The sequence below is a fragment of the Streptomyces sp. NPDC020958 genome (genome assembly GCF_055562175.1).
On record NZ_JBVHFU010000007.1, the window covers coordinates 296,466 to 319,557 of the forward strand.

The 23,092-nt window shown below is 71.5% G+C and carries 20 protein-coding genes; 6 read left to right on the forward strand and 14 right to left on the reverse strand.

Annotated elements, in window-relative coordinates:
• On the reverse strand, positions 1-1,167 hold the full coding sequence (locus ACZ3KP_RS22820; RefSeq protein ID WP_467501493.1) for an AI-2E family transporter: 1,167 nt from the start codon (positions 1,165-1,167) through the stop codon (positions 1-3).
• A 162-nt stretch (positions 1,168-1,329) separates the two neighbouring features.
• Entirely contained in the window at positions 1,330-2,139 is an 810-nt protein-coding gene (locus tag ACZ3KP_RS22825; RefSeq protein ID WP_467501494.1) for a serine hydrolase, read from the reverse strand.
• Between the two features lie 205 nt (positions 2,140-2,344).
• Here ACZ3KP_RS22825 and ACZ3KP_RS22830 point away from each other — a divergent pair, with 205 nt between their 5' ends.
• Positions 2,345-3,796 carry a purine-cytosine permease family protein gene (locus tag ACZ3KP_RS22830; RefSeq protein ID WP_467501495.1) on the forward strand — a complete coding sequence of 484 codons (1,452 nt, stop codon included), beginning with the start codon at positions 2,345-2,347 and terminating at the stop codon, positions 3,794-3,796.
• A gap of 36 nt (positions 3,797-3,832) precedes the next feature.
• On the opposite strand, the gene ACZ3KP_RS22835 is transcribed toward ACZ3KP_RS22830, so the two are convergent.
• From ACZ3KP_RS22835 to ACZ3KP_RS22855, 5 genes are all read right to left on the reverse strand, one after another.
• Positions 3,833-4,354 carry a transglycosylase SLT domain-containing protein gene (locus ACZ3KP_RS22835; protein WP_467501496.1) on the reverse strand — a complete coding sequence of 174 codons (522 nt, stop codon included), beginning with the start codon at positions 4,352-4,354 and terminating at the stop codon, positions 3,833-3,835.
• A 330-nt stretch (positions 4,355-4,684) separates the two neighbouring features.
• Positions 4,685-7,069, reverse strand: coding sequence for a bifunctional salicylyl-CoA 5-hydroxylase/oxidoreductase (locus ACZ3KP_RS22840; RefSeq protein ID WP_467501497.1), 2,385 nt, complete (start codon positions 7,067-7,069; stop codon positions 4,685-4,687).
• Positions 7,066-8,709 (reverse strand): AMP-binding protein, encoded by a 1,644-nt coding sequence (locus ACZ3KP_RS22845; RefSeq protein WP_467501498.1) that lies wholly within the window; start codon positions 8,707-8,709, stop codon positions 7,066-7,068. Before ACZ3KP_RS22845 ends, ACZ3KP_RS22840 begins: the two co-directional genes overlap by 4 nt.
• A gap of 46 nt (positions 8,710-8,755) precedes the next feature.
• Positions 8,756-9,682, reverse strand: a complete 927-nt coding sequence (locus ACZ3KP_RS22850) for an acyl-CoA thioesterase (protein ID WP_467501499.1) — start codon at positions 9,680-9,682, stop codon at positions 8,756-8,758.
• Entirely contained in the window at positions 9,679-10,200 is a 522-nt protein-coding gene (locus tag ACZ3KP_RS22855; RefSeq protein WP_358981588.1) for a cupin domain-containing protein, read from the reverse strand. The genes ACZ3KP_RS22850 and ACZ3KP_RS22855 overlap by 4 nt, the downstream gene beginning before the upstream one ends.
• 158 nt (positions 10,201-10,358) lie before the next feature.
• Between ACZ3KP_RS22855 and ACZ3KP_RS22860 the strand changes: the two genes are divergently transcribed.
• A complete protein-coding gene (locus tag ACZ3KP_RS22860; protein ID WP_132892749.1) occupies positions 10,359-10,781 on the forward strand; it encodes a RidA family protein in 423 nt (140 codons plus the stop codon).
• Here the strand turns inward: ACZ3KP_RS22860 and ACZ3KP_RS22865 are convergent.
• On the reverse strand, positions 10,762-11,628 hold the full coding sequence (locus ACZ3KP_RS22865; RefSeq protein ID WP_467501500.1) for a PaaX family transcriptional regulator: 867 nt from the start codon (positions 11,626-11,628) through the stop codon (positions 10,762-10,764). The genes ACZ3KP_RS22860 and ACZ3KP_RS22865 overlap by 20 nt on opposite strands.
• 222 nt (positions 11,629-11,850) lie before the next feature.
• Here ACZ3KP_RS22865 and ACZ3KP_RS22870 point away from each other — a divergent pair, with 222 nt between their 5' ends.
• Positions 11,851-12,459, forward strand: a complete 609-nt coding sequence (locus tag ACZ3KP_RS22870; protein ID WP_467501501.1) for a GOLPH3/VPS74 family protein — start codon at positions 11,851-11,853, stop codon at positions 12,457-12,459.
• Between the two features lie 45 nt (positions 12,460-12,504).
• On the opposite strand, the gene ACZ3KP_RS22875 is transcribed toward ACZ3KP_RS22870, so the two are convergent.
• The 5 genes from ACZ3KP_RS22875 to ACZ3KP_RS22895 form a co-directional block, all read right to left on the reverse strand.
• On the reverse strand, positions 12,505-13,374 hold the full coding sequence (locus ACZ3KP_RS22875) for a carbohydrate ABC transporter permease (RefSeq protein ID WP_467501502.1): 870 nt from the start codon (positions 13,372-13,374) through the stop codon (positions 12,505-12,507).
• On the reverse strand, positions 13,371-14,330 hold the full coding sequence (locus tag ACZ3KP_RS22880; RefSeq protein WP_467501503.1) for a carbohydrate ABC transporter permease: 960 nt from the start codon (positions 14,328-14,330) through the stop codon (positions 13,371-13,373). The genes ACZ3KP_RS22875 and ACZ3KP_RS22880 overlap by 4 nt, the downstream gene beginning before the upstream one ends.
• Entirely contained in the window at positions 14,324-15,625 is a 1,302-nt protein-coding gene (locus tag ACZ3KP_RS22885; protein WP_467501504.1) for an ABC transporter substrate-binding protein, read from the reverse strand. Before ACZ3KP_RS22885 ends, ACZ3KP_RS22880 begins: the two co-directional genes overlap by 7 nt.
• Positions 15,622-16,602, reverse strand: a complete 981-nt coding sequence (locus ACZ3KP_RS22890; protein ID WP_467501505.1) for a GNAT family N-acetyltransferase — start codon at positions 16,600-16,602, stop codon at positions 15,622-15,624. Before ACZ3KP_RS22890 ends, ACZ3KP_RS22885 begins: the two co-directional genes overlap by 4 nt.
• A 63-nt stretch (positions 16,603-16,665) precedes the next feature.
• On the reverse strand, positions 16,666-17,922 hold the full coding sequence (locus ACZ3KP_RS22895) for an exo-beta-N-acetylmuramidase NamZ family protein (RefSeq protein ID WP_467501506.1): 1,257 nt from the start codon (positions 17,920-17,922) through the stop codon (positions 16,666-16,668).
• 284 nt (positions 17,923-18,206) lie between these two features.
• Here ACZ3KP_RS22895 and ACZ3KP_RS22900 point away from each other — a divergent pair, with 284 nt between their 5' ends.
• Complete coding sequence (locus tag ACZ3KP_RS22900) at positions 18,207-18,521, forward strand: hypothetical protein (protein WP_358981596.1); 315 nt, start codon at positions 18,207-18,209, stop codon at positions 18,519-18,521.
• A 62-nt stretch (positions 18,522-18,583) separates the two neighbouring features.
• Here the strand turns inward: ACZ3KP_RS22900 and ACZ3KP_RS22905 are convergent, their stop codons facing one another.
• Entirely contained in the window at positions 18,584-19,777 is a 1,194-nt protein-coding gene (locus tag ACZ3KP_RS22905; protein ID WP_467501507.1) for a hypothetical protein, read from the reverse strand.
• A 176-nt stretch (positions 19,778-19,953) separates the two neighbouring features.
• Here ACZ3KP_RS22905 and ACZ3KP_RS22910 point away from each other — a divergent pair, with 176 nt between their 5' ends.
• Together ACZ3KP_RS22910 and ACZ3KP_RS22915 are read left to right on the forward strand one after the other, a co-directional pair.
• The gene (locus ACZ3KP_RS22910; RefSeq protein ID WP_467501508.1) at positions 19,954-21,402 is read left to right on the forward strand and encodes a glyceraldehyde-3-phosphate dehydrogenase; all 1,449 of its coding nucleotides are present in this window, start codon (positions 19,954-19,956) and stop codon (positions 21,400-21,402) included.
• Positions 21,403-21,557: 155 nt separating this feature from the next.
• Positions 21,558-23,081, forward strand: a complete 1,524-nt coding sequence (locus ACZ3KP_RS22915; protein ID WP_467501509.1) for an alpha-N-arabinofuranosidase — start codon at positions 21,558-21,560, stop codon at positions 23,079-23,081.
• Positions 23,082-23,092 lie beyond the last annotated feature (11 nt).

Consider the following 23,092-nt stretch of genomic DNA (forward strand, 5'->3'; position numbering starts at 1 on the left):
TCAGGGGGGCGGTTCGGGGCGCAAGGCCCGCGTCACCGCCCAGATCACCGAGATGAACGGCACGGCCACCACCGCCCCGATCACCCCCGCGACGATGCTGCCCGCGATGACGGACACGGCCACGACGAGGGGGTGCAGGCGTACCGCCCAGCTCATCACCAGGGGGTGCAGCAGATGCCCCTCCAGTTGGCCGATGACGACGATGAGCACCAGGACGGCGGCGGCCGTGAGGGGGCCGCGCCCGGCGAGGGCGACCACGGTGGCCACGCCCAGCGCGACCGGTGAGCCCACCAGCGGGACGAACGCGGCGAAGAACTCCAGCAGCGTGAGCGGCAGGGCGAGCGGCACCCGCAGCACGAGCAGGGCGATGCCGACGAGTACGGCGTTGGTGGCGGCCACGATGATGATGCCGCGGGTGTATCCGGCGAACGTCCGCCAGGCCGCCCGGCCCGCCCGGTCCCAGGCGGTGCGGGCGCCGACGGGCAGCAGTTCGCTGCTGGCCCAGGCCCACAGCCGTTCGCCCGAGTGGATGAAGAAGACCGAGGCGAAGAGCGCGAGCGCGACGCCGGTGACCAGTTCGACCAGTGTGCCCAAGCCGCTGACCGCGCTGTTGACCAGGTTGGCGCGGTGCGCCTGGACATAGTTGACGATCTCCTGCTGGAGATGCGACAGGGCGCCCGGGCCGAGCCGGAAGGGCGGGCGCTGGAGCCAGACCTCGATACGGTGGATGCCGCCGCGGAACTCGTCGGCGAGGGTCGTCGACTCCTCGGCGACCGCGTTGCCGACCAGGGCCAGCAGTCCGCAGAGCACGAGGATGCTGCCGACCAGGCTCACGGCCACGGCCAGCGGTCTGGGCAGCCACCTGCCCAGCAGGTCGGCGAGCGGGCGCAGCACCGAGGTGACGACCAGGGCCAGGAACAGGGCGGTGGCGACCAGCTTGAAACGGCCGAGGACGCTGAAGACGCCGTAGACGACGACGCCGACCACGATGAGCCGCCAGGCGTACGCGGCGGCGATCCGCAGGGCGGGCTCGACGACCGCGCTGACGGAGGCGGTGGCGCGCGGGTCGCGCGCCCGCTTCGGGATCCACACGGCGCGCGCGGCCCGGCTGCCCGGCGCCGTGCCGCGCGCCCGGCCCACCCGGCCCCGCCCGCCCGCACCCGCCACCGCGCCTCCCGCTGCCGACCTCCGCCTGCACAGCACGTTAGGGGCAATCCGGACACCGAGCGGAGTTCACTGCGCCAAGGGGGTCAGTGCACGCCGCCGCACCTCCGCCACCGATCCGGCCGCACGGAGCGCCACGCCTCGCCGTCGGCACAAGCGGACGCGTCAGTGCGCCGCGGCCGTCGTGACGGCCGTGCTGGCCGCGCGTTCCACCAGTTGGACGCCGTCCGGCATCGACGTGTTGCCGTCGGAGAGGACGGCGACGAGGTAGTGGTGTCCGCCGGCGGTGACGTGGCCGACGCTGTTGATGTCCCACAGGCCGGTGGTGGTGCGCATGAGCCAGCCGTTCTTCAACGCCCACCCGGAGTCGGCGGCGGCGGAGACGCCCCAGGACTGCTCGTCGGCGATCTGGGTCATCAGGGTGCGGATACGGCTTCGGGACGGCTCGTCGAGGGGCGTCGAGCCGGGGCCGAAGATCGCGCGCAGCAGTCGTATCTGGTCCCCTGCCGTGGTCCGGGTCAGTCCCCACCTGCCGTCCGGGCCGCCCTTGGTCGAGGTCAGGCCGAGCCGCTTGTTGGCCGACTCCAGACCGGGGGCCCGGCCGATGGTCCGCCACAGCGCGTCGGCGGCGGCGTTGTCGCTGTTGCGGATCATCGTCTCCGCCTGGGCGCTCTCCCGTGCGGTGAGGTCGCGGTGGTCGTCCCGGGCGTGCAGCAGCAGCGCGGCGAGGATGTCGACCTTGACGATGCTGGCCGTGTCGTACGCCGCGTCGTCACCGTAGACGGCGGGGTCCCGGTCCGTGCCGTCCAGGTCGAGGACCGCGGCGGTGACCCGCGACGCGCCCTGTGCCCGCACCGTGGTGCGGAAGTCGGCGGTTCCGGAGCCGGTCCCGGTGCTCGCCGCCAGGGCCGCCGGTGCGGCTCCGGTGAGCAGGGTGACCACGGTGGCCAGGACGGACAGGGTTCGGTTGAGCATCGCGGAGCGCCTCGGCAGTTCGGATCGGAGGGACACAGGACGGCGAACGTAGACGGAAGACCCGGCACCGCGACGTGACCGCCGCCACGGCGCGGCCTCTTTGTGAGCAGGACGACAGGAACGGAACCGGGCTCCCCCAGGCCTCATCCGGAGCTGTCCGGGGGAAGAATGTGAACAGAGCGGCGGACCAGCCCTGGGAGGTGCCATGAGCACATCGGCGGAACCGCGGGTCAGCGGCCTGGAGGTGCGGTCCATCGACTACGTGCCGCTGGACGAGCGGCACGGCAAGCTGTGGCATCTGGGCCCGCTGTGGTTCATGTCCAACGCGCAGATCGCCACCCTGGCCGTGGGGCTGATCAGCATCACGGAGGGCGGCAACCTGATCTGGTCGTTGCTGGCGATCGTCGCGGGCACCCTGATCGGCACGTTCTTCATGGCGTTCCACTCGGCGCAGGGCCCGCAGCTCGGCCTGCCGCAGATGATCCAGTCGCGACCGCAGTTCGGCTATGTCGGTGCGCTGCTGGTGTGGCTGTTCGCGTACGTGCAGTACGCGGGCTTCAACGTGTTCAACACCATCCTGGCCGGTGAGTCCCTGCACGCCACGCTCCACGGCGGGGTGAAGCTGTGGGTGGTCGTGGTCACCGCGATCGGCCTGGTCGTGGCGCTGGTGGGCTACGACGTCATCCACAAGGCCGAGCAGTTCCTGACGTACACCTTTCTGGTGATCTTCGGGATCTTCACCGTCGGTGTGCTGGTCACCCTGCACTACCCGGCGGGCTCCTTCGACCTCGGCGCCTTCCGGGCCACTCCGTTCCTGGCGCAGTTCGGCGTGGTCGCCGGTTACCAGATCAGCTGGGCCATCTACGTCTCGGACTACTCGCGCTACCTGCCGCCGGACGTGACCGTCCGCAAGACGTTCTACTGGACCTACTTCGGGTCGGCGCTCGGCGGTATCTGGCTGATGGTGCTCGGCACGCTGCTGGCGGCCTGGGCCGGCGACAGCTTCGACACGATCCGCTCCATCAACGCCGCCGGTGACAAGATCTTCGACGGCTTCGGCGCGGTCGTGCTGCTGTTCGCCGCGCTGGGCCTGATCTCGGTCACCGCGTTGAACATGTACGGGGGCTCGCTCACCCTCATCAGCGCCCTGGACTCCTTCAGACGGGTCCGTCCGACGCTGGGGGTGCGGCTGGCCACCCTGATCGTGACGGCGGTGCTCTCCCTGATCGGAGCGCTGGCGGCGACGGCGAACTTCCTGACGAACTTCAACAACTTCCTGCTGCTGGTGCTCTATCTGTTCATCCCGTGGACCGCGGTGAACCTCATGGACTACTACGTGGTGCGCCGGGGCCACTACGCGATCGCCGAGATCTTCAAACCCGACGGCATCTACGGCCGCTGGGGCTGGCAGGGGATCATCTCCTACCTGGTCGGATTCGCCGTGATGATCCCGTTCTTCTCCGTGGGCACGCTCTACGTCGGTCCCGCCGCCAAGGCGCTGGACGGCGCCGACATCTCGCTGTTCATCGGGTTGCCGGTGTCGGCGGTGCTGTACTGGGTGCTCACCCGCTCGATCGACGTCGAGGAGGAGACCCGGATCGCCGAGGCGGAGGCCGCCGCGCTGGAACAGGCGGCCCACGAGCACCGCGAGCCGTAGGGCGTCCGCCGGGCCGGCTCGCGCGCGACCGTCAGGTCAGTACGCGGAGTTGACGTTGTCGATGGAGCCGTAGCGGTGCGCGGCGTAGTTGGCGGCCGCGGTGATGTTGGCCACCGGGTCGGTGACGCTCTGCGCGGTGCCGGCGACGTGGTAGGCCTTGAAGGTGGGGTCGATGACCTGGAGCAGGCCCTTGGACGGGGTGCCCTGCTTGGCGTTGACGTCCCAGTTGTTCTGCGCGGTGGGGTTGCCGCCGGACTCGCGCATGATGTTGCGCTTGAGGCCCTCGTAGCTGCCCGGGATGCCCTTGGCCTTCATGATCTGCAGCGACTGCTTGATCCAGCCGTCGAGGTTGTTGGCCTTGCCGCCCTGCTGGGAGGCGGTGCGGCTGGTGTCACCGGCGGCCTTGACCGCGGTGGCGGTGTGCACCTGCGTCGCCTCGGCGGCCTGGGCGTTCGCCGGCATCAGGGTGAGCGCGGCGGCCGCGGCACCGGTGGTGGCGAGGCCGGTCAGGCCGAGGGTGCGGAGGCGGGCGATGCGGGTGCGGTTGGTCAGGGTCATGTGAAGGAACTCTCCGGTGGGGGACGACGTCGGCGCCGGCCGCTGTGGGCGGCGGCGTGGGCGGAGCCCGTGCTGCCGGCGGGAGGGGACGGGCCCCGCGGTGATCCGCTCGGCCCATCGCCTGTCTCCCGGCGACGACAGCCATGATTAGCGGCGCCTGCGGCCGGACGCAAAGATGTGACGTACTACCCACTTTCGTAAACATCGGCCAAAATGACCGATATGTAGCGCTTATGGCCTGTTCAGCGGCATCCGTCGGTACGACGGCGCATAGGATGTGATCTGCCTCCTATGGGTGGCATCACGCTCCGGGGCCCTTCAGAGCCCCCGTCAGCGCACCATCGGCAGTCCCTGCGGCACCGGCTTCCACCGCAGGTGGACGCCGTCTCCGGGCTGGTCCGCCCGCAGCAGGGACAGGCGGGGGCGTACGGCGTCGGTGCGGGCGGTGGGGGGTCTGCGGCGTCCGGCGCGGTACGGGGCGGGCCAGTCGGCCGCGGCGCCCGTGTACTCCTGCTCGGCGGCCGCGTGCAGGGTCCAGTGGGGGTCGTAGAGGTGGGTGCGGCCCAGGGCGCAGAGGTCTGCGCGGCCGGCGAGCAGGAGGGAGTTGACGTCGTCGGGGGAGGCGATGGCGCCGACGGCGATGACGGCGGCGCCGGTCCCGGCGGCCGCCTGGTGGCGGATGCGGTCGGCGTAGGGGGTCTGGTAGGAGCGGCCGTAGGCGGGCTGTTCGTCCTGGGTGACCTGGCCCGTGGAGACGTCGATGGCCGCGGCGCCGTGGGCGATGAAGGCGCGGGCGATGGTGACCGCGTCGTGTTCGGTGGTGCCGTGCGGGGCCCAGTCGGTGGCGGAGATCCGCACGCCGACGGGCCGTTCTGCGGGCCAGACGGCGCGGACGGCGTCGAAGACCTCCAGGGGGTAGCGGAGCCGGTTCTCCAGAGGGCCGCCGTACGCGTCGGTGCGGTGGTTGGCGAGCGGGGAGAGGAACGAGGAGAGGAGGTAGCCGTGGGCGCAGTGCAGTTCGAGGAGGTCGAAGCCCGCCTCGGCGCCGCGGCGGGCGGCTGCCACGAACTCGGCGGTGATCGCGTCGAGGTCGGTGCGGGTGAGCGCGCGGGGAGTGGGTGAGCCGGGGCCGTAGGGCAGGGCGGAGGGGCCGACGGTCTCCCAGTTGCCCTCGGGGAGGGGTTCGTCCATACCTTCCCACATGAGGCGAGTGGAGCCCTTGCGGCCGGAATGGCCGAGCTGGAGGCCGATACGGGCGGTGGTGCGGGTGTGGACGTAGGACACGATGCGCTGCCAGGAGTCGCGCTGGGTGTCGTTCCACAGGCCCGTGCAGCCGGGAGTGATCCGGCCCTCGGGTGACACGCACACCATCTCGGTCATGACCAGGCCCGCCCCGCCCATGGCCCGGGAGCCCAGATGGACGAGGTGGAAGTCGCCGGGGACGCCGTCGGTGGCGGAGTACATGTCCATAGGGGAGACGACCACCCGGTTCTTCAGCTCCAGCTGTCCGATGCGGAACGGCTGGAACATCGCGGGGACGGTCTCCGCACGGCCTTGCGCCTCGGCGAAGGCGGTGTCGACGCGGTCGGCGAACTCCGGGTCTCGGGTGCGCAGGTTGTCGTAGGTGATGCGGCGGGAGCGGGTCAGCAGGTTGAAGCAGAACTGGACGGGCTCCTGGCGTGTGTACATGCCGATGTTCTCGAACCACTCCAGGGATGCCTGCGCGGCCCGCTGGGTGGACTCCACCACCGGCCGCCGCTCGGCCTCGTACGCGCGCAACGCGCCCTCGACGTCCGCGTGTTCGTGGAGGCAGGCGGCGAGGGCGAGGGCGTCCTCCATGGCCAGTTTGGTGCCGGAGCCGATGGAGAAGTGCGCGGTGTGCGCCGCGTCGCCGACGAGGACGAGGTTGCCGTGGTGCCAGTGCCGGTTGCGGACGGTGGTGAAGCTCAGCCACTTCGAGTTGTTCGCGAACACCTCGTGCCCGGCCAGTTCCGGGGCGAACAGCTCGCGGATCCGCTCGACAGCGGGCTCGTCCGACTCCCCGGGTCCGAGGGGGGTGTGTTCGGTCGCGCCGAAGCCGGCCCGGCGCCACACGTCCTCGTGCATCTCCACGATGAAGGTCGAGCCGGTGTCGGAGTACGGGTAGCCGTGGACCTGCATCACCCCCCATTCGGTGTCCTTCACGAAGAACTGGAAGGCCTCGAAGACCCGGTCGGTGCCCAGCCACATGTACTTGCTGTGCCGCCGGTCCAGCGACGGCCCGAAGTCGTCCGCGTACGTCGCGCGCACACCGGAGTTGACCCCGTCCGCGCCCACCACCAGGTCGTAACCGGCCCGCAGCGCGGCCACCTCCGGGGCGGCGGTCGAGAAGCACAGCTCGGCGCCGAGCCGGAGGCAGCGCTCCTGGAGCAGGTGCAGGAGCTCCCTGCGGCTCATGGCGGCGAATCCCTGGCCGCCCACGGTGTGGCTCTCGCCCCGGTAGTGGATGTCGATGTCCGTCCAGCGGGCGAACCGCCGGGACATCGCCTCGCTGAAGACGGTGTCGGCGTTTTCGATGCCGCCGAGGGTCTCGTCGGAGAACACGACTCCGAACCCGAACGTGTCGTCACGGGCGTTGCGTTCCCACACAGTGATCTCATGGTCGGGATCCAGCTGTTTCATCAGGGCCGCGAGGTAGAGACCTCCCGGGCCGCCGCCGACGATCGCGATCCTCACGGGAGTTCCCCTCGCTGCTCGGCCTCGATGATCTTGCGCAGGGCGAAGCGCTGGAGCTTGCCGCTGGTGTTGCGCGGCAGGGCGTCGTGGAACCGCACCTCACGCGGGTACTTGTAGGGCGCCAGGACCTGCTTGACGTGGTCCTGGATCTCCCTGGCCTTCGCCGCGTCCCCGGCCACGCCCTCGCGCAGCACGACGAACGCGCAGACCACCGAGCCGCGTTCGGTGTCGGGGCGGCCCACGACCGCCGACTCCACCACGTCGGGGTGGGTGTCGATGGCCGCTTCCACCTCCGGGCCGCCGATGTTGTACCCGGAGGAGACGATCATGTTGTCGCTGCGCGCGTGGTAGTAGAAGTAGCCGTCCTCGTCCCGGTGGAAGATGTCCCCGGTGACGTTCCAGCCGCCGACCACGTAGTCCTGCTGGCGTCCGTCGTCGAGATAGCGGCAGCCCACCGGGCCGATCACCGCCAGCCGCCCCGGCTCACCGGGACCCAGCTCCGCGCCGTCCAGGCCGAGGACCGTCGCGCGGTACCCGGGCACCGGCCGGCCTGTCGCGCCCGGGCGGATGTCGTCGCCGGCCGCGGAGATGAAGATGTGCAGCAACTCGGTGGCGCCAATGCCGTCGATCACCCGCAGCCCGACGGCGTCCCTCAGCTCCTGCCAGGTCGCAAGGGGTATGTGCTCGCCCGCCGACACCGCGGCCCGCAGCCCGGCGAGCCGGTGCGCCTTGCCTTCGCGCACGATCGCCCTGTAGGCGGTGGGCGCGGTCGCCAGCACGGTGACGTCGTGCTGCTCGACGAGGTCGGCCAGCCCGGCGGGTGCGACCGTCTCCGTCAGCAGGGCACAGGCGCCGGCCCGCAGCGGGAAGACGATCAGCATGCCGAGGCCGAACGTGAACGCGAACGGCGCGGTGCAGGCGACCAGATCGTCCGGGCGCAGCCGCAGGACGTGCCGCCCGAAGGTGTTGTCTATCGACAGGAGGTCCCGGTGGAAATGCATCGTGATCTTCGGGACACCGGTGCTCCCGGACGTGGGGCCGAGGAGTGCGACGTCGTCGGCGGCGGTGTCGACGTTCGTGAACTCGCCCGGCTTGGCGGCGCACCGGGCCACCAGGTCGTCGGCGCCCGGGCCGCCGTACGCGACCAGGCGCAGGCCGGGCAGGGCGGTGCGGACCTCGTCGGTGAAGCGGTGGTCCACCAGGGCGACGGACGGCCTGGTGCGTTCGGCGATCGGGACGATCTCCCGGGCCCGCAGGGCGGCCATCGTCGTCACCACCACCCCGCCCGCCTTCAGGACACCGAGCCAGCAGGCCACCGTCCACGGCGTGTTGGGCGAGCGCAGCAGCACACGGCCACCCGGCACCAGGCCCAGGTCTTCGGTGAGGACCCGGGCGACCTGGTTGGCGCGGGTGCGCAGGTCGCCGTACGACCACACCTCGCCGGCCGCGGTCCGCAGCGCCGGACGGTCGGGCCCGTACGCCGCGACGGGCACGTCGATCAGTTCGGCCGCCGCGTTGAGCCGCGCCGGGCAGGCCAGTTCGGGGGTGGTGAACTCGATCACCGGCCACAGGTCGGCGGGCGGGAGGTGGTCGCGGGCGAAGGTGTCCAGGTGCGACGTGGGTGAGAGCGGAAGTGACAACGCGAGGATCCTTCCGGTGGCCCGCCGACGGCGCCCGGCGGGCGGCTCAGGCGGGGCGGATCATGCCTTCCTGGACCACGGTGGCCAGGTGGCGGTGGTCGCGTGTGAAGAAGCGGCCCGTGCCCAGGCCGCGGCCCGCGTCGGCGGCCACCGCTTCCTGGACGTACAGGAGCCAGTCGGCCACCGGCGCGGGACGGTGGAACCACATGGCGTGGTCGAGACTGGCGGTGACCAGGCCGGGGTCGGCCCAGGCGAGGCCGAGGACCCGCAGCACGGGTTCGAGGACGGTGTAGTCGCAGACGTAGGCGAGGGCGGCGAGGTCGCGCTGGGCGTCGGTGAGTCCCTCGACGGGGCGCAGCGCGTCGAACGGCCGCAGCCAGACGGCCTGGTGCGGCAGCCGGTCGCCGTCGACGGTGAGGTAGACGGGGCCGGGGACATGGCGCATGTCGAAGCCGCGGCCGCCGCACCAGTAGGCCCTGGACTCGGCGGTCATGGTGCCGCCGGTGCGGTCGGCGAGGTACGCGGCCGAGCTGGGCAGGCCCTCGGGGCCGGGGACCTGCTCGTCGAACTCCGTGTGGAACGACGCCCCGGGCTCCCCCGCGGCGAAGTTGGCGAGGCAGACGTAGAGCACCTTGCCGTGCTGGTAGCCGCGCACCTGGCGGGTGCTGTAGCCGCGGCCGTCGCGCAGTACCTCCACCTCGTAGCGGACCTCGGCGCCGATGTCGGCCGGGCGCAGGAAGTAACTGTGCATGGAGTGCAGGGACTTGCCGTCGGTCACCGAGCGCATCGCCGCGGCGGCGGCCTGGGCGACGAGGTCGCCGCCGTAGGCCTTGGGCCAGGGGCAGGGCTGGGTGGTGGCGGTGAAGGCGAGGTCGAAGTGGTCCGGCCGGGCCGGCTTCAGGGTGAGGGCCGCCGTGACGATCGCGGAGGTCGGGGCGGCCGAGGCGGCGGAGGCGGCCGGCGTGGCGCTCACCGGTTCAGCCAGTCGCGCAGGTCGGCGTCGGCGACGTCGGGCAGGTTCACCACGATGTTCTCCGGGGTCCGGGTGGTCATCCAGACCAGCGGCCTGGTCCGGGAGAGGTTGCACTCGACGTGCGGCATGAAGGGCGGGACGAAGACCCAGTCGCCCTCCGCCATGTCGACGTAGTCCTCGAACCTCTCGCCGAAGTAGATACGGGCCCGGCCCGACAGGACGTAGCCGCCGGTCTCGGCCTCGCCGTGGTGGTGGCTGACCGAGCGGTAGCCGGGTTCGTTGCTGACCTTGCCGTACCAGAGCCGGCGCGCCGGGGTGTGCTGGGCGCTGACGCCCGACACGCGGACGGCGCCGCCCGAGTCGGCGGTGTTGACGTCCTCCAGGCCGGCGCGGGTCACGACGGGCGCGACGATCCCGTCGGCCGGACGGTACAGCGCGTTGTCGCCTTCCAGCCGGTACGTGCCGCCGTGCTCGCCGTGCTCGCTGCTCTGCGGCTGACGCCGCGGGTCGGGCTCCATGGGATCGGCTCCGTTTCCGTGGCTCGGTCGGGACCTCCGCGGGCCTGCTGGGGTCAGGAACAGGACCGCGGCCTATCTCGTATCTTTCACGGTCGTCATTTATTGTCAATACGGCTGGCCGTGCGGCCGGCGCCGGACACCACCGAACCGGAGGCCCCATGACGCCCGTCGCCGTGAACCCGCCCGAACTGCCCGCGCCGAGCGGCTACTCGCACGGGACACTCGCCGGGAACACGCTCCACCTGGGCGGCCAGACCGCCCTCGACGCCGATATGAAGATCGTTCCGGGCGGCATCGTGGAGCAGTTCCGCCAGGCTTTCGGCAACCTGCTCACCACGCTGCGCGCGGCGGGCGGCGAACCGCGGGACCTGGTGAGCGTGACGATCTATCTGACGGACATCCCGGACTACCAGGCGCACGGCAAGGAGATCGGCCGGGTGTGGCGGGAGCTCGCGGGCCCGGTGTATCCCGCGATGGCGGGTATCGGCTGCACCGCGCTCTGGCAGCCCGAGGCGCTGATCGAGATCCTGGGCGTCGCCGTGATCCCGGAGGAACGGCTGGTCAGGCCCGGCTGTGGATGACCGCCAGGGCGTGTTCGCGCGCGGGCTCCCGGAGCGTCCTGTCGAGGTCCGCGAAGAGCGCGCCGGCGGTCTCCCCCTCCCAGCCCGGCGGCAGCAGGGACAGCGGCAGGCCGGGGTCGCGGTACGGAAGCCTGCGCCACTCGGTGAGCATGGGCAGATAGATCCCGAACGCCTCCCGGGGAGGGACGGCATTCGTCGCGGCGCGCTCGCTCACCGGGAGGTAGCGCGCCAGGAAGTCCGTGTAGAGCGCGGCGAGCTCGTCGAGGTCCCACCATGCGCGGACCTTCGCCGACAGGTCGCCGAAGGCGAAGTGGTCGCCGGTGAAGACGTCCACGTACGGCGTCAGTTCGAGCCGTCGCAGGGTGCGGCGGGTCTCCTCGGCGAGGATTCCCGGGGCCACCCAGACACCGGGGGCCGCGGTGCCGAATCCCAGCCGGGTCAGAGCGGTGCGCAGGGCATGGCGCCTGTCGCGCTCGGACTCGGGCACGGAGAACACGACGACCAGCCAGCCGTCGTCGGCCGCGGCCCGGCTCCGTTCGAAGATCCGGACATCGCCCTCCGCCAGCACCTCCAGCGTGCCCTCGGACACGGCGTACCCGGCGACGCCCCCGCGCCGCTCGCCGTGCAGCACCCCGCGCCGCTTCAGCCGGGAGACCGCGGAACGCACGGCCTGCCCCTCCACCCCGAGGTCGGCCATGAGGCGTATGACGGAGGCGACGGAGAGCCAGTCCTGCTCACCGCGCGCGTACAGCGCGAAGAGGGTGATGATCAGCGGGCCCAGCCGGCTGTCCCGGCCGCCCGCGCCGACGGCGGCGGACGACGACGAGGACCCGGCCCGCGCTGTCATGCTCTCCGCCTCCGGTCGCGTCGCCCTTGCGAACCCCTCTGATCGCCGAGCAGCCTACCGCGCGGGGCGGCCGACGGCGGGTGTGACCGGTACGGCCCAAGGGCGGGAGACTGCGGGGCGCCCGAACCGGGCATCGTATTCATCCGCACCACGGTTGTCGCAGGTGTCTCTGGTACTTCTGGTGCCTGCGTTGTCTCTGCCGCCTCAGTTGGGGAGTCCGACATGACCACACCCCGGGACCTGTTCCTCGTCACCGTGTACGACGCCGCCGCCCGGCCCGTCGAACAGGGTGACCTCTCCCTGGCACTCGCGGGAGCCGAACTGGTCGATCTCCTCACAGCCGGGGCGGTCACGCTCGACGGCGATCTCGTCGTCCCCGCTCCGCAGGGCGGCACGGGAGACCGGCTTCTGGACGAGGCGGCCGCGGCGCTGCGGCGGGAGGCGCCGTACGAGTCGGTGGAGGACTGGCTGTGGCGCCGCGGGCGTGGCCTGGGCGCCGCCTACCTCGACGAACTGGAGGCGGACGGCACGGTGGTCGCCGAACAGCGGCGACGCTGGCTGCCGCTGCCGACCGGACGGACGCAGCCGTCCGACTCGCCGGAGCGCGCCGCAGCCCACGAACGCTGGACGTCGGGCGAGCCCGTGCTCGCCGCCCTGGCGGCCGCCGTCGGGATCCAGGACGAGGCGGTCGAGGACCTCGTCGGCGCGGCCCCCGAGGCGACCGTCACGGTGGTGGCCGCCGTGAACGACGCCGTGACGGAACTCGCCGCCGTACGGCAGCGCCGGGAGATCGAGGACGCGGCCTTCGACAACGTCTGGCGGGGCCTGTGACGGTCGCCGCTCCCGTGCGGCCCGGGGAGTCCACGAGGCAGGCGTTCACTTGAGGCCGCTGAGCATGACTCCCCGGACGTAGTACTTCTGCAACAGGAGGAAGAGGACCAGCACCGGCACGGTGCTCAGGACCAGGCCGGCCATGACGATGGGCATCGTGCGGGTCGGGTCGACGTGGTCCTGCAGGAGCTGGATGCCGACGGGCAGGGTCATCACGTCCGGGTTCGCGGTCGACACGAGCAACGCCCAGATGTACTCGTTCCAGGCGTCGACGAAGGTCAGCAGGCCGAGGGTGAGCAGGACCGGTCTGGTCTGCGGAAGGACGATCCGCCACCACACGGTGAACTCGCCGGCGCCGTCGATGCGCGCGGCCTCCAGCACCTCGTCCGGGATCGAGACCATGAACTGGCGCGTGAGGAAGATCCCGAAGCTGCTGACGAGGAACGGCACGGCGAGCGCGACGATGCTCACGGTCAGCCCCGCGCCGCCGCGCCCGAGCAGGTCGTTGCCGCCGGCCAGCGGCCAGTGCACCAGGATCAGGAAGTGCGGGATGAAGAACAGGAACGGCGGGAACATCATCGTCGACAGCACCAGGCGGAAGACCAGGTCCCGGCCGGGGAAGCGGAGTTTGGCGAGCGCGTAGCCCGCCAGTGAGGACGTGAGCAGCACCGAACCGGTGATGACGGTGGTGGCGACGACGCTGTTGCGGAAGAGCACCGGCAGGTCCAGCTGGTGGACCGCCGCCCGGTAGTTGGACAGGTCGAACGCCCTGGGCAGAAACCGGTACGGCAGCGTGCCGGCCTCGTCCGGCCCCTTGAAGGAGGTCATCACCATGTCGGCGAACGGCACCACCGTGAGGACGGCGCCGGTGACCACCAGCAGATACGACAGCCAGGGGAAGGGCCGGCGGTTCACGCCTCCTCCCCCGTGCGCCGGAAGAGCCACAACTGCACCAGCGTGACGGCGAGGACCACCGCGAACAGCACGAAGGCGGCGGCGCTCGCGGTGCCCCAGTCGCCGTAGGAGAAGGCCTGCCGGTACATCTCGAGCGCGGCCACGTCGGTCGCGTCGCCCGGTCCGCCCCTGGTCATCACGGTGATCAGCGCGAACGACTGGAGGCCGGTGAGGAACTGGGTGACGCACACGAACATCAGGGACGGCCGCAGCAGCGGCAGCGTGATCTTCCAGAAGACGGTGCCGGGGCCCGCGCCGTCGAGGGCGGCGGCCTCGTAGTAGGTCTCGGGGACGGACTTCAGCCCCGCCGTCAGGACGAGCACCGCCGAGCCGACGGAGGCCCAGGACTGTACGACGACGACCGAGGGCAGCGCGGTGTCCGGGTCCTGGAGGAACGCCACCGAGCCGAGTCCGAGCGCGTTGAGGACGCCGTTGACGAGGCCACCGGGCTCGTACATGTACTTCCAGACGTTGCCGACGGCGACGACGGTCGTGACGATCGGCAGGAAGTACAGGGTGCGCCACAGCCCTTGGAACCGCAGCTTGTCGATGCAGGTGGCGACGAGCACGGAGCCGGCGAGCGAGAGCACCACGGTGCCGAGGGCGAACAGCAGCGTGTTGGTGAGCACCGGCGTCAGGAACGTCGAGCCGGCCGCGAACAGAGCGGCGAAGTTGTCCGGCCCCACCGGTTCGATGTCACCGAGGTCGAACCCGGCCCACCGGGACGTCGACAGCAGCAGCGCGAAGCCGAGCGGGAGGACCAGGAAGACGGCGAAGAACAGCAGCGCCGGGGTCAGGAAGAGGTAGGCGACGGCGGTCTGGCGGCGCTGCCTGCGGTCGCGGCCACGGGTGCGGGTGGCGGGGGCGCCGGGTGCGGCGGGTTCGGCCGGGCGCGGTGCCAGGGTGGCGTTCACCATGACCGGGACACCTCCTGGTCGACCTGGCGGCGGGTGGTGCGCAGGGCCTCCTCGACCGACTGCCGGCCGGTCCACAGCGCCTCGATGTTCTTGCGCAGCAGCGACTTGGCCTGCTGCGCGCCCGGTACGTTCGGCTCCGGCACCGCGTAGGCGAGCGCGTCCCGGAAGGGCCGCAGGTTGGGATCGGTGGCCGCTCCGAGCAGGGTCCGCATGTCGTCGGCGCGGCCGGTCAGCGAGCCGACCGACACCTGAAGGGCACTCATCCGGGTGGCACCGCGCACCTTTTCGGTGTTGAGCCAGCGCAGGAACTCCCAGGCCTCGCGCGGGTGCCGGGCGGCCGTGTTCACGCCCAGCATGAACCCGGTGGCGAGGGTGGCGCGGCTGCCACCGGTCGCCGGGAGGGGCACGGGTACGACTCCGACATCGCGGTAGGCCGTGCCCATCAGCGACTTCAGGTTCGCCGTCCACCAGCCGGCGCTGATCACCATGGCCACCTGCCCGGACGCGAACGCCTGGTAGACGTTGACACCGGGGTCGCTCGCGCCCCTGGCGACGAGGCGGTGCTCCAGGTCGAACACGGCCCGCCCGGCCGCCGAGTCGAGCTCGGTGCGTCTGCCGTCCGCCGAGACGAACCGCCCGCCGGCGGCGTTGAGCAGCGCGAGGGTCTGGCCGACGGTGGTGGAGTCGTCGAAGGTCGACAGCCCGAAACCCTGGACCAGCGTGTTGCCGTACCGGTCCCGCCGGGCGGTGCGGCAGGCCGCGTCCTCCAGCTCCCGCCAGGTGCGCGGCGGCCCCGCGACGCCGGCCCCGCGCAGCAGCCGCCTGTTGTAGTACAGGGCGTAGGTCTGCATCTCGGTGGGATAGCCGTAGACCGTGCCGGCCACCGACGCGGAGCCGACCGCGGCGGATCCGTAACCGCGGCGGATCTCCTCGGCGTGCCCGGGCGGCGCGGGCCGCAGCACCCCGGCCCGGACGAGCTGGCCGTTCCACAGGCAGTACGGGTGCAGGAGGTCGGCGCCCTGCCCGGCGGCCTGCCGGACCATGACGGTGGTCAGCAGGTCCGTGAACTCCACCGCCTCGGTCACCACCTTGACCCGGTCGTGGGTGGCGTTCCACTCGTCGACCGGGCCCCGCAGGGCCTCCTTGAGCGCCCCGCTCGCGTAGTGGGAGAGCAGGGTGAGGACGATCGGGTCGCCGGGTCGTCCGGTGCCCCGGGACGGTGCGGCGCAGCCGGCGGCGAGCAGCGCCGAGGGCAGGGTGAGCGCGAAGTGGCGGCGGCTCAGTGCCCGGGTCACCGGGCGGCTTCCCGGCGCATCACCCGGAACACCCGGGTCGTGGTGAAGCCGGTCTTGCGGTACAGGTGTCCGGCCGGGGACTGCGCGCCGGTCCACAGGAACCACGCGGAGTGCGCCCGGCGCGCCCGCATCCGTTCCAGGACCAGGTGCAGGAGGACTTCGCCGATTCCGGTGCCGCGCATCTCCTCCAGCACCCCGATGGGCCCGAACCGCTCGTCCACCGAGTCGAACGCGCCGTGCATCGCCCAGCCGACCATGCGGCCCGCCGGGTCGCGTGCGGTGACGATCCGGTCGAGCGGGGTGCCCGCGGTCAGACACGCCCTGACGGTGCAGGCCCAGTCCGGCCCGAAGTGGCTGCCGGCGAGGGCGAGGAGATCCACCAGGTCGTCGTCGGCCGGGGTGCCGAACCGGTGGCCTCGGGCGGTCAGTTCGCCCACTCGGCGCAGGACGTCGGCCGGAACGCGGTAGCCGACCAGGGCACGGTGCATCGCGGCCGCCTCGTACAGCGTGCGGAAGCCCAGGGAGTCGAGGAGCCCGGCCGCCTCCGGGTAGGCCTCGGCGTCCAGGCCGGGGAAGACGTAGTTCGGGGTGTACGAGGAGAAGTCCACCCGGGTCCGGCCCTGGCCGGCGAGCCAGTCGAGGGCCTCGGTCAGCAGGTGGCGGCCGAGGCCGCGGCGACGGGCGTCCGGGGCGACGAAGAAGAACGGGATCCAGCCCTGTTCGGGCTCCAGGTCGGTGCCGGCCATCGGGGTCAGCCGGCGCACCGCGTAGGCGGCGCCCAGGACACGGTCGCCGTCGGCGGCGATCCGCAGTCCGGCCGGGTCGAAGTTGGGGTCGAGCAGCACCAGGGTGCGGAAGCGGTCCGCGGTGATCGGGTCGGCGGGCGCGCTCCGGGCCCACGCCTCCACCAGGCGGGGGCCGTCGCCCGACCGGAAGCCGCGGATCCCGACTCGGGATGTCGTCGTGGGGTGGGTCATCGACGGGTGGTCCTTCCGAGGGGGCGGGGAGCTGCGTGATCTCAGGGGGACGACGGGCCGGGCTCAGCGGTACAGCAGTACGTCGTCGCCGGCCCATCGGCCGGGCGGGACCGGTGGTGCGCACAGCGGGAGCGGGTCGTCACCCGCGTCGACGGCGCGCCGCAACCGGTCGGACCCCCACAGCAGATCGATGAAGGGACGGTGGCCGGTCTCCTCCGCACCGGGCTCCTCGGCACCGGTGTCCTCCGCACCGGTGTCCTCGGCACCGCTCCGCGCCGCTCCGCACTCCCCCGGCTCCCAGGCGAAGTCGTCCGGGTACAGCCGCCGGAGCGTGGCGAGCATCGCGACGGCGGTGCGTACGGGTGTGAACGTCGCCCGGTCGGTGATGTGCAGCTGCACTCCGCGCAGTGGCCTTCCGGCATACCGGTGGCAGGCCGGTACGAACCGCAGTTCCCGGAAGTGCACGCCGGGCAGGGAGAGTTCGGTGATCGCGGGCGCGAACCGCCGGTCGAGGTACGGGGCGCCGACGATCTCGAAGGGCTGTGTGGTGCCGCGGCCCTCCGAGAGGTTCGTCCCCTCGAACAGGCAGGTGCCGGGATACACGAAGGCGGTGGCGGGCGTCGGGATGTTCGGCGACGGCGCCACCCAGGGCAGACCGGTGTCCTCCGCGGTCATGGCACGCTGCCAGCCCAGGGCCTCGATCACCGTCAGGTCGACCGGCCCGTCCGCGACGAGCGGCACGGCCGAGGTGTTGAGATGTCTGGCGAGTTCGCCGCAGGTGAGACCGTGCCGGACGGGGACGGCGGCGCGTCCGACGAAGCTGGACCAGTCCGGTTCCAGCAGCGGGCCCTCACTGACGAGTCCGCCGAGCGGATTCGGCCGGTCGGCGACGACGAACCGCACGCCCGTACGGGCCGCCGACGCCATCAGGTCGAACATGGTCCACACGTAGGTGTAGTACCTGGCCCCGATGTCCTGGAGGTCGAAAAGGAGGGTGTCCACACCGCTGTCGATCAGCAGCTTGTCGAGCCGCTCGCCGGCGCGGCCGTACGTGTCGTACACCGGGAGCCCGGTGTCGGGGTCCCGCCGGACGGCGTCGCTCTCACCGGCCTGACCGGTCCCGTACAGTCCGTGTTCCGGACCGAACAGAGCGACCAGCGGCACCCCGGCGTCGAGCAGCGCGGGCGCGGCGGGACGCAGGTCGGGCAGGACGCCGGTGTGGTTGGTGACCAGCCCGACGCGGCCCGCCGCGACCGGCGCGGGCTCCGCGTACAGCCGGGCGATACCGGTCGTCACCGCACAGCGGTCGTGCGCGCTCATGTCCTGCCCCGTCCGACGGTGACACCCCTTCGCAACAGTGGTCGGGAATCTACCCCTATGTCCCGTCGTTCGCGGTGCCGAATCGCCGACGGCCTTACGCGTCACAGAGGTTGAGCCTCCCGCCGGGACCGGGCGCCACAACACGCCGACCCGCGTCGCCCGCACGTGGGAAGTTTCCGTGTCGGCGGGACTTCCGGGTGGGGTGACGGTGTGTGATGGCCCCGGGCTCCGGTCTTTGCGCCGCCCCTTCTTCACCGTTGTCACCGTTCACGAAGGACATCACGATGCGCCTCTGTCGTCCGCTCGCCGTCGCTCTCGGCGGGCTCGCCCTCACCGTCCTCACCATGGGTCCGGCGGCCGCCGCCCAGGGCACCTTCGTCTGGGTCGGACCGAAGGGCAAGGCGTACGCCGTCCAGAACCCGCCGGACCGCAAGTGCCTCGACATGGCGCAGGAGGCGCGCGGCCCGCAGAACTCCACGAAGAAGGCGCTCGTCGTCTACAGCAAGGCGAAGTGCAAGGGCACCGCACGCCGCATCGCCCCCGGCCACTCGGCACCCGGCAGCGTCCACTTCGCCAGCGTGGTCTTCAATCCCCGCTAGAGCTTGCCCCGATGATCCCGTGACCGCTCCGTGCCAGGGCCGCGCCGGCGGGGCAGGGGCGGTCACAGGGGTGCGCGGGCCACCGTCATGACGTAGGCGCCGAACAGCAGGGAGACCGTGGCGAGCGCGGCCACGACGAGGACGGCCTGGGCGGGTCGCAGCCGCCAGCTTCTGACCAGCGCGCGGGCCAGCGGGATCAGCAGGGGGAACGCGGGGAGCAGGAAGCGGGGCTTGGAGGCGAAGGAGCCCGAGCCGCCGACCACCAGCAGGACCAGCACCCCGGCGAAGACCACCAGGACCAGCGGGGCACGGTCCAGGCAGAGCAGGCAGAACAGCAGGACGCCGGCCACGACGATCACCAGGGCGGCGGCGTAGACGAAGCCGCCGCCGTGCACCAGCAGGCCCTTCACGAACAGCAGGGACCCCCGGCCGAAGTCGAAGCGCGAGTTCCAGGCCTGCTGCACCCCGAAGTAGCCCCCCAGCAGGTCGCCGGTCCGGTGTCCCACCCACAGGACGTAGCCGAGCCAGCCGACCGGGGCCGCCAGGCATCCCACCCAGAGCCGGGGCGAGACCCGGCCCCGGTGCCGTACCGCCTCGTGGGCGCCCGCGACGACGACCGCGGCGGCGACCGCGAAGCCGCTGGGCCGGGAGAGACCGGCGAGTGCGGCGAGACCGCCGGCCCACAGCCAGCGGCCCCTGAGGACGCTGTACAGGGACCAGGCCGCGAGCGCCGAGAAGAGGGACTCGGTATAGGCAATGGTCAGTTCGACCGACTGGGGGAGTACGGCCCACAGGACGACGAGCGCCGTGGCGACGCCCCGGCCGTACACGAGGTCGCCGACGCGGTAGACGCCCCACGCGGCCACCACGGCGGCGAGGCCGGCGAGCAGCAGCGCGGCCTTGCCGGGCGAGAGCGGCAGGACCGTCGTCAGGGTGCGGATGAGCCCGGGGTACAGCGGGAAGAACGCCCAGTCGGTCTGCACGGCTCCGTGGCGCGTGATGTCGATCAGGTCGCCGTAGCCGTGCGCGGCGATGTGCTGGTACCAGCGGGCGTCCCAGGCGTGCGCGAGGTTGCGCAGGAGCGGGCGCCCCGTGGCGTGGTTCGCCAGGACGACGACGCCGGCCCCGGCGAGCCGGACGGCCACGAAGAACGTCAGGGCGGCCCGCAGGCCGGACGGGGTGCGGCCGAGGGACGGCAGACGGGCGGGGCGCGTCAGGGCGACAGGGCCCGACCGCGATACGGATGACGTGCTCACGGTCCGACCATCGGCAGCGGAGCGCGACCTCGCAACGCGACACGGGGGTTTCTTACGCTCTTCCGCACCCGTTCAGACCCACGCGACCCGCATCACATGCGCACCCCCTTGATCGATCATCTGTCGGTCTGTTTACCATATGAGCGCCACCCAGCTCGATCGAGAGATTCAGGTCTGTGACTGTCAACGAGGACTCGTTCACCAACTGGAAGAACCGTGAGGAGATCGCGGAGTCGATGATCCCGCTCATCGGGAAGCTGCACCGGGAGCGGGACGTGACGGTCCTGCTCCACAGCCGCTCCCTGGTGAACAAGTCGGTGGTCAGCATCCTCAAGACCCACCGCTTCGCCCGCCAGATCGACGGCGCCGAGCTCTCGGTCACCGAGACGATGCCCTTCCTCCAGGCGCTCACCACGCTCGACCTCGGGCCCTCCCAGATCGACCTCGGCATGCTCGCGGCCATGTACAAGGCCGACGACCGCGGTCTGACGGTGGCGGCGTTCACCGCGCAGGAGGTCGCCGGCGCCACCGGCGCCGACAAGATCGACCGGCGTGAACCCCGCGACGTCGTCCTGTACGGCTTCGGCCGCATCGGCCGCCTGGTCGCCCGGCTCCTCATCGAGAAGTCCGGCTCCGGCAACGGCCTCAGGCTGCGGGCCGTCGTGGTGCGCGGCGGCGGCGCCGAGGACATCGTCAAGCGCGCCTCGCTGCTGCGCCGCGACTCGATCCACGGGCAGTTCCAGGGCACGATCACCGTGGACGAGGAGAGCAGCACGATCCTCGCCAACGGCAACGAGATCAAGGTGATCTACGCCGACGACCCGTCCGCCGTGGACTACACGGAGTACGGCATCCGGGACGCCATCCTCATCGACAACACCGGCAGGTGGCGGGACCGCGAGGGCCTGTCGAAGCACCTGCGTCCGGGCATCGAGAAGGTCGTGCTGACCGCGCCGGGCAAGGGCGACGTCCCGAACATCGTGCACGGCGTCAACCACGACACCATCAAGCCGGACGAGCAGATCCTGTCCTGCGCGTCCTGCACCACCAACGCGATCGTGCCGCCGCTGAAGGCGATGGCCGACGAGTACGGGGTGCTGCGCGGACACGTGGAGACGGTCCACTCGTTCACCAACGACCAGAACCTGCTGGACAACTACCACAAGTCGGAGCGCCGCGGCCGGTCCGCGCCGCTCAACATGGTCATCACCGAGACGGGTGCCGCCTCCGCCGTCGCCAAGGCGCTGCCCGACCTCAAGGCGCGGATCACCGGCAGCTCGATCCGGGTGCCGGTGCCGGACGTGTCGATCGCCATCCTCAACCTCCAGCTGGGCCGCGAGGCGACCCGCGCGGAGGTCCTCGACCACCTCCGCGAGGTGTCGCTCACCTCGCCGCTCAAGCGCCAGATCGACTTCACCACCGCCCCGGACGCGGTCTCCAGCGACTTCATCGGCTCGCGCCACGCCTCGATCGTCGACGCCGGCGCGCTGAAGGTGGAGGGCGACAACGCGATCCTCTACCTCTGGTACGACAACGAGTTCGGCTACTCCTGCCAGGTGGTCCGGGTCGTCCAGTACGTGTCCGGTGTCGAGTACCCGACGTACCCGGTGGCGACGGCGGTCTGACGCCTCTCCCTTTTCCGGCCCGGCCCTTCCACGAGAGGGGCCGGGCCGTCCGCACTCTTGACGCGTCCCCTGCCCGATGGCAGTTTTTTATCGATACAACCGGTCCAGCGGACGTCGTTCTGTATATCGAACATTCCAGTCGGTCAGGAGTGCCCGTGTCCACAGCCACCGCGATCATCAACCTCGACATCGAGGGCCCGACGATCAGCCGCCATCTCTACGGCCACTTCGCCGAGCACCTCGGCCACTGCGTCTACGGCGGTTTCTGGGTCGGCGAGGACTCCCCCGTCCCCAACGAAGGAGGCATCCGGCTCGACGTCGTCGAGGCCCTGCGCGCCCTGGACATCCCCAACCTGCGCTGGCCCGGGGGCTGTTTCGCCGACGAGTACCACTGGCAGGACGGCATCGGCCCGCGCGAGCGGCGGCCCCGGATGGTCAACACGCACTGGGGCAACGTCGAGGAGAACAACCACTTCGGCACCCACGAGTTCATGGCCCTGTGCGAACTCCTCGGCGCCGAGCCGTACATCAGCGGCAACGTGGGCTCCGGCACGGTCCGCGAGATGAGCGAGTGGGTGGAGTACCTGACCCGGGACGGCGACAGCCCGATGGTGCGGCTGCGCAAGGAGAACGGGCGCGAGGAGCCCTGGCGGGTGAGGTACTGGGGCATCGGAAACGAGACCTGGGGCTGCGGCGGCAACATGCGCGCCGAGTACTCCGCCGACCTGGCCCGCCAGTACGCCACGTACTGCCGCGACCACGGCGACAACAAGCTCTACCGCATCGCCTCGGGCGCCTCCGACGCCGACTACAAGTGGACCGAGACCCTGATGCAGCAGATCAGCTGCTTCGGCTGCGAGGCCACCCCGAAGACCTTCTTCCAGGGCCTGTCCGTGCACTACTACACCCTCGCGGGCCCCTGGGAGGCCAAGGGCAGCGCGACCGGTTTCGACACCGACGACTACTACCGCACCATGGTGTCGGCCCGCCGGATCGACCGCATCCTCACCGGCCACTCCACGGTCATGGACGTCTACGACCCGCACCGCACGGTCGGCCTGGTCCTGGACGAGTGGGGCACCTGGTGGGACGTCGAGCCGGGCACCGACCCCGGGTTCCTGTTCCAGCAGAACACCCTGCGGGACGCGCTGGTGGCGAGCACCCACTTCGACATCTTCCACAAGCACGCCGCCCGCCTGCACATGGCCAACATCGCCCAGACCGTCAACGTCCTGCAGGCCATGCTCCTCACCGAAGGCGACCGCCTGGTCCGGACCCCGACCTACCACGTCTTCGAGATGAACAAGGCCCACCAGAACGCCACATCCCTGCCGGTGCACGTCCGCGCCGAGGGTGCCCGGCGCCGGGTCGGGGACGCGGAACTGGACACCCTCTCCGCCTCCGCCAGCGTCAAGGACGGCAGGGTCCTGATCTCGGTGAGCAACCTCGACGCCGACGAGCCCGCCGAGCTCCTCCTCGACCTGCGCGGCGGCACCCTCGCCGAGCCGACCGCCCGCATCCTCACCGCGGACAGGCTCCAGGCCCACAACACACCCGAGGCGGCGACGACCGTGGCGCCCAGGGAGTTCGACGGCCTCTCCGGCACCACCGGCGGTCTCCGGCTCACTCTCCCGCCCCACTCGTTCGTCACCGTCCAGGGCCGCCTGAGCCGGCACTGACACCAGGAGCG